This is a genomic window from Streptomyces sp. NPDC029122 (assembly GCF_055569445.1).
Window position 1 is genome coordinate 1 of the sequence record NZ_JBVHWK010000001.1, and the last position, 13,078, is coordinate 13,078.

The 13,078-nt window shown below is 72.7% G+C and carries 13 protein-coding genes; 6 read left to right on the forward strand and 7 right to left on the reverse strand.

Translation table 11 applies throughout. The features are described from left to right. Positions 1-173 precede the first annotated feature (173 nt). Positions 174-1,187, reverse strand: coding sequence for an ABC transporter substrate-binding protein (locus ACZ4WZ_RS00005; protein ID WP_467883520.1), 1,014 nt, complete (start codon positions 1,185-1,187; stop codon positions 174-176). Between the two features lie 161 nt (positions 1,188-1,348). Here ACZ4WZ_RS00005 and ACZ4WZ_RS00010 point away from each other — a divergent pair, with 161 nt between their 5' ends. From ACZ4WZ_RS00010 to ACZ4WZ_RS00020, 3 genes are read left to right on the forward strand one after another with little or no spacing between them, the layout of a single operon-like run. Beyond that, on the forward strand, positions 1,349-2,413 hold the full coding sequence (locus tag ACZ4WZ_RS00010) for a FecCD family ABC transporter permease (RefSeq protein WP_467883522.1): 1,065 nt from the start codon (positions 1,349-1,351) through the stop codon (positions 2,411-2,413). Continuing rightward, on the forward strand, positions 2,410-3,519 hold the full coding sequence (locus ACZ4WZ_RS00015) for a FecCD family ABC transporter permease (protein ID WP_467883524.1): 1,110 nt from the start codon (positions 2,410-2,412) through the stop codon (positions 3,517-3,519). Before ACZ4WZ_RS00010 ends, ACZ4WZ_RS00015 begins: the two co-directional genes overlap by 4 nt. A gap of 1 nt (position 3,520) precedes the next feature. Continuing rightward, entirely contained in the window at positions 3,521-4,360 is an 840-nt protein-coding gene (locus ACZ4WZ_RS00020) for an ABC transporter ATP-binding protein (protein WP_467883526.1), read from the forward strand. 62 nt (positions 4,361-4,422) lie between these two features. Here ACZ4WZ_RS00020 and ACZ4WZ_RS00025 read toward each other — a convergent pair whose 3' ends face one another. From ACZ4WZ_RS00025 to ACZ4WZ_RS00040, 4 genes are all read right to left on the reverse strand, one after another. Further along, on the reverse strand, positions 4,423-4,857 hold the full coding sequence (locus ACZ4WZ_RS00025) for an ATP-binding protein (protein ID WP_467883528.1): 435 nt from the start codon (positions 4,855-4,857) through the stop codon (positions 4,423-4,425). Positions 4,858-4,950: 93 nt separating this feature from the next. After that, the gene (locus ACZ4WZ_RS00030) at positions 4,951-5,274 is read right to left on the reverse strand and encodes a plasmid stabilization protein (protein ID WP_467883530.1); all 324 of its coding nucleotides are present in this window, start codon (positions 5,272-5,274) and stop codon (positions 4,951-4,953) included. A 102-nt stretch (positions 5,275-5,376) separates the two neighbouring features. Next, complete coding sequence (locus tag ACZ4WZ_RS00035; protein WP_467883532.1) at positions 5,377-6,111, reverse strand: UdgX family uracil-DNA binding protein; 735 nt, start codon at positions 6,109-6,111, stop codon at positions 5,377-5,379. Between the two features lie 141 nt (positions 6,112-6,252). Continuing rightward, complete coding sequence (locus ACZ4WZ_RS00040) at positions 6,253-6,519, reverse strand: DUF4235 domain-containing protein (RefSeq protein ID WP_467883534.1); 267 nt, start codon at positions 6,517-6,519, stop codon at positions 6,253-6,255. A gap of 202 nt (positions 6,520-6,721) precedes the next feature. Between ACZ4WZ_RS00040 and ACZ4WZ_RS00045 the strand changes: the two genes are divergently transcribed. From ACZ4WZ_RS00045 to ACZ4WZ_RS00055, 3 genes are all read left to right on the forward strand, one after another. Next, positions 6,722-6,946 (forward strand): hypothetical protein, encoded by a 225-nt coding sequence (locus ACZ4WZ_RS00045; protein WP_467883536.1) that lies wholly within the window; start codon positions 6,722-6,724, stop codon positions 6,944-6,946. Positions 6,947-7,115: 169 nt separating this feature from the next. Next, a complete protein-coding gene (gene katG / locus ACZ4WZ_RS00050) occupies positions 7,116-9,305 on the forward strand; it encodes a catalase/peroxidase HPI (protein WP_467883538.1) in 2,190 nt (729 codons plus the stop codon). A gap of 127 nt (positions 9,306-9,432) precedes the next feature. Beyond that, the gene (locus ACZ4WZ_RS00055) at positions 9,433-10,593 is read left to right on the forward strand and encodes a baeRF2 domain-containing protein (protein ID WP_467883540.1); all 1,161 of its coding nucleotides are present in this window, start codon (positions 9,433-9,435) and stop codon (positions 10,591-10,593) included. A 97-nt stretch (positions 10,594-10,690) separates the two neighbouring features. Here ACZ4WZ_RS00055 and ACZ4WZ_RS00060 read toward each other — a convergent pair whose 3' ends face one another. Both ACZ4WZ_RS00060 and ACZ4WZ_RS00065 read right to left on the reverse strand, forming a co-directional pair. Further along, entirely contained in the window at positions 10,691-12,409 is a 1,719-nt protein-coding gene (locus tag ACZ4WZ_RS00060; protein WP_467883542.1) for an acyl-CoA dehydrogenase family protein, read from the reverse strand. Positions 12,410-12,459: 50 nt separating this feature from the next. After that, a complete protein-coding gene (locus tag ACZ4WZ_RS00065) occupies positions 12,460-13,026 on the reverse strand; it encodes a PadR family transcriptional regulator (RefSeq protein ID WP_467883544.1) in 567 nt (188 codons plus the stop codon). Between the last annotated feature and the right edge of the window lie 52 nt (positions 13,027-13,078).

Below are 13,078 nucleotides of genomic sequence, written 5' to 3' on the forward strand. Positions count from 1 at the left end.
AAACGCTCGGCTGGGAAACCCCAGCCGAGCGTTTGCATAAACTCCTCGCGGCCTGATCAACCGACCACGTGTTGCCACGACCCCTAGAAACCGCCAGTACGCGGCCGGGGCCTTTGCGTCGAGGCGGGAGGAAGGCGCTGCGGGCGGGCGGGGCCCGCCCTCCCGGCGTCCGCCTACTTGGCGGGGTCCACCTGGAAGGCCTTGGCCAGGTCATCGAGGACCATGTCCGCGCCCTGGAGGGAGACCGAGGTCATCCAGCTCGCGTCGTCGACCTCGTGAACCTGGTTCTTCTGCACCGCGTTGAGGCGCTGCCACAGCGGGTTGGCGGTGAACTTCTTCTTGCGCTCCTCACCGCCCGAGAAGGAGGTCATGAAGATGTGGTCGGCGTCCGCCTGCTGGATCTGCTCTTCGCTGATCTCGATGTTGAACTTGGACTCGTCGCGCTGGTTCTCGGGCCGCGTCAGACCCATGTCGTTCAGGATGATGCCGCTGAACGTCTTGGGCAGGTAGATGCGCGTCGGGCCGTCGACGAAGCGGAGGACCGAGAAGGTGGGCTTGCCGTTGGCGCCGCCGCCCTTGGCGTTGATCGCGTCACCGATCTTCTTGGCGCGGGTCTGGTAGGCCGTGAGCTTCGCCTGGGCCTTCTCCTCCTGACCCAGCGCCTGGCCGAGGAACGTGATGTTCTCCTTCCAGATCGGGCCGGTGGTCTTGACGAAGACGGTCGGCGCGATCTGGCTCAGCCGGTCGTAGAAGTCGGCGTGCCGCACGGTCGCCGAGACGATGAGGTCGGGCTTCAGGGCCGCGATCGCCTCGAGGTTCGGGTTGTCGAGCGGGCCGACGTCCTTGGTGTCCTTCACCGCGTCACCCAGGTACGCCGGGAAGCCCTTCTGGTCACGGTAGGACCCGATGCCGCCGACCAGCGGCGCGTCGAGCGCCACGACCGCCTCGACCAGGCTGTTGTCCAGCGCCACCACACGCTTGGGCTTGGCCTTCAGTTCGGTCTTGCCCTTGTCGTGGGTGATGGTGCGCGGGAAGCCGGCGGACTCGGCGGCCGGCTTCGGCGACGACTCGGCGGCCGACTTGCCGTCATCCCCGCTGCCACAGGCGGCGAGCGAGAGGGCCATGGCCGCCGTGAGGACGGCAGAGGCGATCCGGCCCGGCCGGCGACGGTGGGTGAAGCTGTTCATCGGTTCTCAGTTCTCCAGAGGGAACGCGTGCTCTAAGGGTGAGGCGCTCTTAGGTAAGCCTTGCCTGAGTAAATGCGTGGTGAACAGTAGCCGCTCTTCGTGGCCAAATCCAGACGGGGGCCGAAGAGCGGATACGGTTAGGCATCCCTTACCTTGTCTGAGTGTCTCTGAAGCCCGTCACCGCCGATGCCGCCGCGGCCCCCGTCCCGGCAGTTCCGCCACCCCGACGAACCCTGTCCCGACCCCTCGTGCTCACCTTCCTGCTCGCCCTCGTGGCGGCCATGGTGTGCGCCTCCCTGGCGATCGGCACGAAATCCGTGCCGCTCTCCGACGTCCTCGCGGCGATCGGCGGCAGCGAGGAGGGCGACGCGATCGTCATCCGCGAACTGCGCATGCCCAGAACCTTCCTGGGGCTGCTGGTCGGCCTCGCCCTGGGCGCCGCGGGAGCGGTGGCCCAGGACATCACCCGCAATCCGCTCGGTGACCCCGGCCTCATCGGCATCAGCGCGGGAGGCTCGTTCGCGGTCGCCGCGAGCATCGGCGTCCTGGGGCTGACGAGTTCGTACCAGTACATCTGGTTCGCCTTCCTCGGCGGGGCGCTGGCCGGACTCATCGCCTACGCCGTCGGCGGTACCGGTTACGGCGGCGCGACTCCCGCCAAGCTCGCCCTGGCCGGCGCGGCGGTGACCGTACTGCTCGACGCCGGCACCAACACGCTCGTGCTGATGGACGTGCGCACCCTGGACCAGTACCGGTTCTGGGCGGTCGGCTCGCTGGCCGGCCGGGAGGCCCAACTGGGCATGGAACTCCTCCCGTTCCTCATCGTCGGCCTCGCCCTCGCCCTCGGCCTGAGCGGCCGGCTCAACGCCCTGGCCCTCGGGGACGACCTGGCCAGCTCGCTCGGCACCCCGGTCAGGTCCACCCGCGCCCTGGGCGCGCTGGCGGTGGTCCTGCTGACCGGCGCCGCCGTGGCCGCCGCGGGCCCCGTGACCTTCGTAGGCCTCGTCGTGCCGCACGTCGTACGCGCCTTCACCGGGCCCGACGCCCGCTGGCTGGTCCCGTGTTCCGCGCTGGGCGGGGCGTCGCTGATGCTCGCCGCCGACGTGGTCGGCCGGATGGTCGCCCGGCCCGGCGAGCTGGAGGCGGGTGTGGTGACCGCGCTGCTGGGCGCGCCGTTCCTCGCGCTGCTGGTCAAGCGCGGCAAGCTCAAGGAGCACACCCGATGAGCGTGACGCGTACGACCGGCACGCCGGTCCCGGCGGTCCGCCGCAAGGCCGTTCCGCGGCTGAGGCTCGAAGCCGGGCCCTTCGGCGTGGCCGTGCGGCCCAGGGTCGCGCTGGTGGTGCTCGCCCTCGTGGCGGCCGGCTTCGCGGGGCTGATCGCCTCCGTGTCGCTGGGCACCTTCGCCATTCCGGTGGGCGACGTACTGACCGCCGTACTGGGCACGGGCTCCGGCGCGGCCGACCTCATCGTCCACCAGCTGCGCCTCCCGCGGGCCCTGACGGCCCTGCTGGTGGGGGCCGCGTTCGGGCTGGCCGGGGCCGTGTTCCAGGCCGTCACCCGCAACCCGCTGGCCAGCCCGGACCTGATCGGCATCGCGGGCGGCGCCGGAGCCGGAGCGGTGGGCGCCATCCTCATCGGCGGGGTCACCGCGGCCGGCGCGGGCACCTTCGCGGCGGTCCCGTTCGGAGCCCTCGCCGGCGCCCTGCTGACCGCGGTCGTCATCTACCTGCTGGCGTTCCGGGACGGCACCATCACCGGCTACCGCTTCGTCCTCGTCGGCCTCGCCGCGAACGGCGCCCTGGTCGCGCTGACCCGCTGGATGCTGGCCCGCGCCGACATCGACCAGGCGTCCCGCGCCATGGTGTGGCTGACCGGCAGCCTCAACGGCCGCGGCTACGAGCACGTCCAGTGGGCCGGGCTGGCGCTGGCCGTGCTGCTGCCGCTGACCCTGGCACTGGCCCGCCCGTACCAGCTGCTCCAGTACGACGACGACACCGCGCGGAGCCTCGGAATGCCGCTGCGGCACTCGCGGATCGCGCTGCTGGTCCTCGCCACGTGCCTCACCGCGCTCGGCGCGGCCGCGGCCGGGCCGATCGCCTTCGTCGCCCTGGGCGCCCCGCAGATCGCCCGGCGGCTCGCCGGCACCGCCGGGATCCCGCTGATCACCAGCGCCCTCACCGGAGCGGTCCTGCTGATCCTGGCCGACCTCGGGGCGCGCACCGTCCTGGCCCCGACCGAGCTGCCCGTCGGCGTGCTCACCGGCGCCGTCGGCGCGCCCTACCTGCTGCTGCTACTCGCCCGTACCAACCGGGCCGGAAAGGGAGGCTGACATGACCGCCCCACTGACCGAGACCCCGCCGACCGGCACCGCCCCCTCCGCGCTCCGCGCGGAAGGACTGCGGCTGGGGTACGGCGACCGGATCGTCTCCGAGGACCTCGACCTGGACATCCCGGCCGGGAAGGTGACCGCTCTGGTCGGCCCGAACGCCTGCGGCAAGTCCACCGCCCTGCGGGCCCTGGCCCGGCTGCTCAAGCCGGCCGGCGGCGCCGTGCACCTGGACGGCGAGGACATCGCGGGCCTGTCCGCACGCGAGTTCGCCCTGCGGCTCGCCCTGCTGCCGCAGACGCCCAGCGCCCCGGACGGAATCTCCGTACGCGACCTCGTGGCCCGGGGCCGTACCCCGCACCAGCGGTGGTGGCGCCAGTGGTCCTCCTCCGACGAGGCCGCGGTGGACGCGGCGCTGGCGGCGACGGGCTCGCAGGAGCTGGCGACGCGTTCCATCGACGAGCTGTCGGGCGGTCAGCGCCAGCGCGTGTGGATCGCGATGGCGCTGGCCCAGCACACGCCGGTGCTGCTGCTGGACGAGCCGACGACCTACCTGGACCTCGCCCACCAGGTGGACGTCCTCGAACTCGTCGCGGAGCTCAACCGCTCCGAGGGCCGCACCGTGGTGATGGTCCTGCACGAACTCAACCTCGCCTGCCGCTACGCCGGCCACCTGGTCGCCATGCGCGACGGAAGGGTCGTCGCGGCCGGCCCGCCGTCCGAGATCGTCACGCCGGACCTCGTCCACGAGGTCTTCGGCCTCCGCGCGGCCGTGATCCGCTGCCCGGTCGCCGGTACGCCGCTGGTCATCCCGGAGGGCGGGCGCCGCAGCGAGGTCGTCTGACGCCGTCGGCGGCCGGCGTGGGACCGCGTCGGCCGCTCGTACGGTGACCCGCCCGGAGCGGGTCACCGTACGAGCGGATCGCGGGGGATGTGGACGTGGATGGTCTTGCCCGCCTCCGCGCCGTCGTGGTGGCGGATCTCCACATCGGTTCCCAGCAGGTTGACCAGGTGCCATCCCCATCCGCCCTCCCCCCGCTGGTCCGGTCGCCGGGCCCGCGGCTCCGCGCTGCTGCTGTCCGTCACGTCGACGTCGACGCCGTCCGACACCAGGTGCAGGTCGAGTGCGCAGTCGCCGCTGGCGTGGCGGACGGCGTTGGTGACGAGTTCGCTGATCACCAGCAGGGCGGCGTCCAGCGCGCGGGCCGGAAAATACGGCGGCTCCCCGCCCCTGAAGGGCTCGAGGAAGTCCCGCGCCGCCTGGCGCGCCTCGGCGGCCGCACCCCGCCCGTGCAGGGCCAGGTGGAGCGTCGGTGTCGGGTGGACGGGGTGGAGGGACATGGAGACCGACTTCCGGGAGCCTCGGTTCTTCGGTCGGGAGGACATGGCCGGGGGCGGGCACGGCCGGCCCGCCCGGGCCTTCTGAGCGAGGGGTCAGCGGCCGAGGGCACGCTTCAGTTCGGACTTGTCCATCTTCGAACGGCCCTCGATGTTCTTCTGCTTGGCCTCGTTGTAGAGCTGCTCCTTGGTGGGGCCCTGCGAGCCGCTGTGAGAGCGCTGCCCGCCCCGCTTGGAGGAGGAGGTGTCCTGGGTGGAGGAGCGGCTCGCGGTCTTCGACTCGCCCGAGCGGGCGCGTTCCTTGTTGACCGTGCGCGCGGCGATCTCCTCGGCCCGTCCGGTGCTCTCGCCGCGCTGCTCGGCGCTCTCCTTGATGTGCTCGTACTGACGTTCGCGCTTGGGGCTGGAACCGCGAGGCATGGTGACTCCTTCGCTCTTGTGCGTGTGTACGGATCCGGCGGACCGGGTCCAACGGATCCGGCGGAGCGGTCCGTACCGTCCGCCTGCCCGGGTGGGGGCGGCTCATTCAGACGGCGTCGGTCCCGGGCGGCCCAGCGCGGCGGCGGCCACGGAGAGGTCCGCGACCAGCCCCGCGAAGGCGGCCTCCCGGTCCTCGGAGCGCAGCACGGCCGAGGGGTGGACGGTCGCCAGCAGCTGCCCGGCCGCCGGGCCCGACTCCCCGCCGAGCGGTGCGGGCATGGGCACGAGCACTCCGCGCCGCTCCCCCACCCGGAACGAGGACCCGAGCAGCGCCTTGCCCGCCGTACCGCCGAGCACCACCAGCACCTCCGGGTCGACCAGCCGCAGTTCCTCCAGGAGCCACGGCCGGCAGGCGGCCATCTCGCGCAGGCTGGGGGCCTTGTGGATGCGGCGCTTGCCGCGCGGGGCGAGCGTGAACTTGAAGTGCTTGACCACGTTGGTCAGGTACGCGCCCTCGTCCGCGAGCCCGGCCTCGTCGAGGGCCTTGTGCAGCAGCCGGCCGGCCGGACCCACGAAGGGTTCGCCCCGCAGGTCCTCCTGGTCGCCGGGCTGCTCCCCGACCAGCATCAGCCGCGCGCCGGCCGGGCCGCTGCCGAAGACCGTCTGGGTGGCGTCCCGGAAGAGCGGGCACCCCTTGCAGCCCGACGCCGCCCGCTCGAGGTTCCGCAGGCCTCCCCGCGAAGGGAGGTAGGGAGTGGCGTCGTACTCCTGTCCGAGCTCCGGTCCGGGCCCGGATCCGGCGGCCGGGGCCGAGCCGGTGCGCACGCCCGCGTCCATCGCCACCACCTCCGGGCCGGGGGTCCGGCTCCTACGCCGTGGTCCGCCCCGGGTTCGGGACCGCAGGGCGGCAGTCGGCTTCTTCCCGGCGCCCCCGGCACCAAACCGGAGGCCCGGCCCGCCCGGAATCCCGCGGCCGGGTCAGGCGGGCCAGGTGCCGGTCAGGCGCTTGGCGGCCACGGCGCCGCTCCGGTCGACCGCCGCCTTGACGGCGGCGAAGACCGCGCCCTGCAGCGCCGCGGCGATGAGGATCTCCCGCCACGAGCGGTCCTCGTCGGTGGCGTTCGGTGCGTCGTCCTCGTGCCCGAGCCTCTTCCACAGCTGCTTGAACGCGACGCCCGCCAGTGCGCCCCCGGCCGCGCCGAGCACCAGCCCCACGGGCTTGTACGCGATCTTCGATGCCTTCACCGCGATTCCTCCTCCTCGCACGTCGGTCCCCCGGCATCTGCCCGGTGGCGCGCACCGCTAACGCGTTCCCGGCCCGCGTCCGCCGTACGGGCCGCGCCCGCCGTTTGACAGGTCGCGGCGGGGGCAGGCGACGAAACCGGGTGGAGGCCTTCCTCGAACCGCGACGGAGCCTCCTCCACCGACCGGAAGGTGGGATGACGCGATGGAACCGCCCTCGGCACCGGCGGCCGGCCCGGCCCCCTCGCACCTCCTCGAAGAGGCGCGGACGGCTTTGCGTGACGTCACCGATCCGTCGGCGCGGGCCGGCCTGCTGGCCGTCCTCGCCGCGGTGCAGGAGCTCCAGCTCCTGACGTCCTCCATCCAGGGCATCGACGCCCGCATGAAGCAGCTCAACCGGTATCTCGGAGCGCTCGCCAACAAGCCGTAGCCGCCGGTCCCCGCACGTCCGCCGTCCCCCGGGCCCCGCCCGGGGGACGGCACCCGTTCCAGGAGCCCTGCGTGTTCTCTCGGCGGCACCGTCCACGGTGCGCGACCATACGGACGCGGAGAGCAAGCAGCCAGCAGGTGGAAACACCGAGACAGGAAGAAGGACGGACGTGTCCGGCAGCGAAAGCGAGAACCCCGCAATTCCCTCCCCGGCCGCCACGCCGACCCGCCCCAGGACGAACCGGGACTGGTGGCCGAACCAGCTCGACCTCCAGGTTCTCCACCAGCACTCGCCCCGGTCCAACCCGATGGGCGAGGACTTCGACTACGCGCGGGAATTCGCGGACCTGGACGTCGAGGCCCTCAAGCGGGACCTCTTCGAGGTGATGACGACGTCGCAGGACTGGTGGCCCGCCGACTACGGCCACTACGGGCCGCTCTTCATCCGGATGAGCTGGCACGCGGCGGGAACGTACCGGATCGCCGACGGCCGGGGCGGCGGCGGGTCCGGCGCCCAGCGCTTCGCTCCCCTCAACAGCTGGCCCGACAACGCGAGCCTCGACAAGGCGCGACGTCTGCTCTGGCCGGTCAAGCAGAAGTACGGCCGGAAGGTCTCGTGGGCGGACCTCCTCGTCTTCGCCGGGAACTGCGCGATGGAGTCGATGGGCTTCAAGACCTTCGGATTCGGCTTCGGCCGGGAGGACATCTGGGAACCCGAGGAAATCTTCTGGGGTCCTGAGGACACCTGGCTCGGTGACGAGCGCTACAGCGGCGACAGGGAGCTCGCGGGTCCCTTCGGCGCCGTGCAGATGGGACTCATCTACGTCAATCCGGAAGGTCCGAACGGAAACCCGGACCCCCTCGCCGCGGCCAGGGACATCCGCGAGACGTTCGCGCGCATGGCGATGAACGACGAGGAGACGGTCGCGCTGATCGTCGGCGGCCACACCTTCGGCAAATGCCACGGGGCGGTCGACCCCGAGTACGTCGGTCCGGAACCGGAGGCCGCGCCCCTCGAGCAGCAGGGCCTCGGATGGACGAATTCGTTCGGTTCCGGAAAGGGGGCCGAGACCATCACCAGCGGGCTCGAGGGTGCGTGGACGACCGAGCCCGTCAGGTGGGACAACGGCTACCTGGACAACCTCTTCCGGTACGACTGGGAGCTGACGAGGAGCCCGGCCGGCGCCCAGCAGTGGACCCCGACGGATCCCTCCGCCCAGGGCACGGTGCCCGACGCGCACGACCCGTCGAAGCGGCACGCCCCCATGATGCTGACGACGGACCTCGCGCTGAAGCTGGATCCGGTCTACGGGCCGATCTCGAGGAGCTTCCACGAGAACCCGGACCGGCTCGCCGACGCCTTCGCCAGGGCCTGGTACAAGCTGCTGCACCGCGATATGGGGCCCGTATCCCGCTACCTGGGCCCGTGGGTCCCCGAGCCGCAGCTGTGGCAGGACCCGGTCCCCGCCGTCGATCACGAGCTGGTCGGGGACGCCGAGATCGCCGACCTCAAGGCCCGGGTCCTCGGCTCGGGGCTGTCGGTCTCGCAGCTGGCGGCCACCGCCTGGGCCGCGGCCGCCTCCTTCCGCGGCACCGACATGAGGGGCGGCGCCAACGGGGCGCGGATCCGGCTCGCTCCGCAGAAGGACTGGGAGGTCAACGCGTCGGACGAGGTGGCGCAGACGGTGCGGGCCCTCGACCGGATCCGGGAGGACTTCAATGCCGCGCAGACCGGCGGGAAGAAGGTCTCCCTCGCCGACCTGATCGTCCTCGGCGGCTGCGCGGCCGTCGAGAAGGCCGCGCAGGACGCCGGTCACCGGGTCACCGTCCCGTTCGCGCCGGGGCGTACGGACGCCTCGCAGGAGCAGACCGACGTGGAGGCGTTCGCCGTCCTCGAACCCAGGGCGGACGGCTTCCGCAACTACCTCGGGGAGGGGGAGAAGCTGTCGCCGGAGACCCTCATGCTGGACCGCGCCAACATGCTGACGCTCACGGCCCCCGAGATGACGGTGCTGACGGGCGGCATGCGGGCCCTGAACGCCGGTTTCAAGGGCTCCCCGCACGGCGTCCTCACGAGCCGGCCGCAGACGCTGACCGCCGACTTCTTCGTGAACCTGCTGGACATGGGGACGCAGTGGTCGCCCTCGGCCACGGAGGAGAACGTGTTCGAGGGCCGGGACCGCGCCACGGGCCAGGTCAAGTGGACCGCGACCGCGGTCGACCTCGTCTTCGGCTCGCACTCCCAGCTCCGGGCCCTGTGCGAGGTGTACGCCTCCCAGGACGCGGGCGAGAAGTTCGTACGTGACTTCGTGGCGGCGTGGGACAAGGTGATGACCCTCGACCGCTTCGACCTCTCCTGACCCGTCCGTACCGGCACGCCCGCCCGCCCCCGCCGCCCCGGCCACCGGCCACCGCCGGCCGGCCAGTGGGCAGGCCGGGGGCGGGCGGGGCATTCTGGAGGAGGACCCTCACGCCTTCCTGAACCCCTTGGGGGACGTCATGGAACTGGGCTTCCTCAAACCGCTCTTCTCCCGTCCCGGCCCCTGGGCGTCGGTGTACGTCGAGACCACCCGCGCCACCGAGGACGCGCAGCGGATCCAGGCCCTGCGTGAGCGGGCGGTGGCGTCGCAGCTGATCGACGCGGGCGCCGACGCCTACACCGTCCGGGCCGTGGTGAACCGGCTCGCCGGGGAGCCCGCCGGCGGCGCGCCGCCCGGCCGTGCGCTGTTCGCCTCGGGCGCCGAGATCCTGCTGGACGTCCCGCTCGCCCGGGCCCCCGCCGCCACCGCGGCGACCTGGTCGGTCCTGCCGCACGTCGCCCCGCTGGCCGGTCTGCGCGGGGACGAGCCGAGCTGCCTGGTGGCGCACGTCGACCGTACCGGCGCCGACCTCGAGCTGTGCGACGGCCTGCACCGGGAGGCCGTGGGCCGGGCGCGGGGCAGCCGCGGGCCGGACCGGGGGCACCGCGGGGTGCCGGCCGACCGCTACGAGTGGCACTACCGGAACAAGGTCGAGAACGCCTGGAACGAGACGGCCGACGCCATCGCCGCCGAGCTGGCCCGGCAGTGGCCGGAGAGCGGCGCCGGCCTGGTGGTGCTCGCCGGTGACGTCCGCGAGCGCCGGGCCGTCCACCACCGCCTGCCCGAGGCGATGCGGGCGGTGACCGTCGAGATCGACGCCGGCGGCCGCTCGCCCGGCGCCTCCCGGGACGCCCTCGACCGCGAGATCGCGCGGGTGCGCGAGGCCTTCGCCCGCGAGCGCCTGGAGAGCGCCCTGGAACGGTTCCGCGCCGGCCGGGGCCGGCCCGGCGAGCACAGGGAGTCCACCGTGGACACCGGGCCGGGTCAGGCCGCGGAGGGCATGCCCGCCGTGGTGGACGCCGTGCGCAGCCACCAGGCGGCGACCCTGCTGCTCACCCCGGACGGCCCCGACGCGGCGCGCGAGGTCTGGGTGGGTCCCGGCGTGGACCAGGTCGCGGTGCAGCGCGGCCAGGCGCAGGCGATGGGCGTCGGCAAGCCCGTACGGGCGCGCGCGGACGACGCCCTGCTGCGCTCGGCCGCGGCCGCGGGCTGCGAGGTGCTGGTCGTGCCGGCGGACATGGCGGGCCCGGCGGGCGGTCTGGGGGCGGTGCTGCGCTGGAAGGTGTGAACGGGGCGGAGCGCCTCGGCCCGGGGAAGGGCCACCGTCCACGGCGGGCCCGCGACCGGCACGGCCGGCCGCGGGCCCGCTTCGGGGCACCCGGTGGCTACGGCGCCATCTCGTACGCCCCGGACAGGGCCTCGACGCGCTGCCAGATCCGCGCCGCGCGGTCCTCGTCCACGACGGGCCGGCGTACGGCGCCCAGGGCCCAGGCCTGCTGCGCCTCGGTGGCGGAATCCTTGCCGTGCAGTTCGACGGCGTGTCCGGAGAAGTCCCGCACGAGGACGGAGAACAGCTCGTCGAGGACGTCCGGGTCCAGGTCCGTCAGGCGGGCCTGCTCCAGGATCAGCTGGGCGTGCACCACCAGGGCGAACAGCTGGCCGACGGACAGGAGGAAGTCCAGGTCGCGGCTCTGCGCCTCGTCCGGGGCGATGGTGGCGACGAACTCGCACAGGGCGTCGGCCTGCTCGCGGAACCGGGCCACGTTCGCCACCTCGGCGTACGCGTCGAAGGCGGGGCGCCAGTCGTGGAAGCGCACGGAGCCCAGGCCGCGGGCCGGCCCCTGCCGGAAGAGGAAGTCGTCGTCGGCCGCGTCGAGGCGGGTCGGCACGGCCGGGTACGCGACCGGCTCCAGCAGGTGGTTGCGCATGAACTTGAGGATCAGCGCGAGGTTGACGTGGACGGTGCCCTCGAGCTTGGGCAGGCTGCGGATCTCGACGGCGGCCTCGGCGAAGTAGGTGTCCTTCTCGAAGCCCTTGGCCGCGATGACGTCCCACATGAGGTCGATGACCTTCTCGCCCTCCGTGGTCACCTTCATCTTCGTCATCGGGTTGAAGAGGAGGTAGCGGCGGTCGTCGGGGCCGGCGGAGCGGAAGTAGTCGACGGCCCGGTCGCTGAAGAGCTTCATGCCGACGAGGCGGACGTAGGCGTCGGCCAGTTCACGGCGCACGTGCGGGAAGGCGGTGACGGGGCGGCCGTAGAGGACGCGGTTCTGCGCGTGGGTGACGGCCTCGTACATCGCGTGCTCGCAGATGCCGATGGAGGCGGTGCAGAGGTTGAACTTGCCGACGTTGACGGTGTTGAGGGCGGCGTCGAAGGCGGCCCGGCCGGTGTGCAGGACGTCGTCCGGGGACACCGGGTAGGCGTCGAGGCGGAACTCGCTGACGTACTTGGAGGAGTCGACGACGTTCTGCACCACGTGGTACGCGGGGTGGCGGCTGTCGGCGGCGAAGAAGACGTATCCGTCCGGCCCCTCGACGTCGGCGCGGCGGCCGAAGACGGAGACGAGTCCGGCGGCGTTGCCGTTGCCGATGTAGTACTTGGAGCCGCTGGCCAGGAACCCGCCGTCGCCGTCGGGCTCCAGCAGCATGTCGGTGGAGTAGATGTCGGCGCCGTGGGTGCGCTCGGACAGACCGAACGCGAACACCTCGCCGTGGGTGAGGAGTTCGGCGGCGCGGGCGCGGGCGGCGGCGTTCTCGCTCTGCCAGACCGGGCCGAGGCCGAGGATCGTCACCTGCCAGGCGTACCAGTAGTCGAGGCCGTAGAAGCCGAGGATCTCGTTGAGGGCGGCGATCCGGGCGGTGTCCCAGCGCTGGTCCTCCCGTCCGGCGGCGGAGGCCGGGGTGAGGAAGGTGGCGAACAGGCCCTCCTTGGCCGCGAAGGCCAGGAACTCCCCGAGCCAGGCGCGGGAGCGGTAGTCCTCGATCAGCTTGCGCTTGCCGCGCTCCTCGAACCAGTCGACGGTGGCGCGCAGCAGCCTGCGGGTCTCGGGGTCGAAGTGCGCGGGGTCGTAGGTGCGCGGGTTGAAGAGCAGGGAGTCGGCCATGAGGGGTCGCCTTCCGGAGAGGGAGGGGAGGGGGAGGGAGGTGGGGGTGTTCAGGCGGACGGCGGTGCCGTGCCGAGACGCCTCAGCGTGGCGAGGACGTCGTCCAGCCAGGCGATCGTCATCCGCTCGTACGCGATGCCGCCGCGCAGCACGGCGTGCTGGAGCTCCTGCGCGGCGTCGAGCGGGGCGGGGGCCTCGGGCCCGGTGAAGTCGCGCAGTTCCCCGGCGAGGTAGTGCGCGAGCCGCTCGCCGTGCACCCGGTGGTGCCGTTCGACCTCGCGGATCAGCGCGGCCGGGTCGTCGAAGGCCGCGCCGCGGATCTTCACGGCCAGGTCGTGGCGCATGCTCTCGGGTTCGATCGGCTCGTGCAGCCACCGGGAGAGGGCCGCGCGGCCGGGGGCGGCGACGGAGTACTCCTTCTTGTCCGGCCGGCCCTGCTGCGGGACCTCGCGGACGGTGAGCTGGCCGTCCCGTTCCATCCGGCCCAGCACGCGGTAGATCTGCTGGTGGGTGGCGGTCCAGAAGTAGCCGATGGACCGGTCGAACCGCCGGGCCAGTTCGTATCCGGAGCCCGGCATCTCCAGCAGGGAGACGAGGATCGCGTGGTCGAGCGCCATGCCCCCGATCTTTCTATGCAACTCGTTGCATAGACAAGTGCCGGAGGCCGGG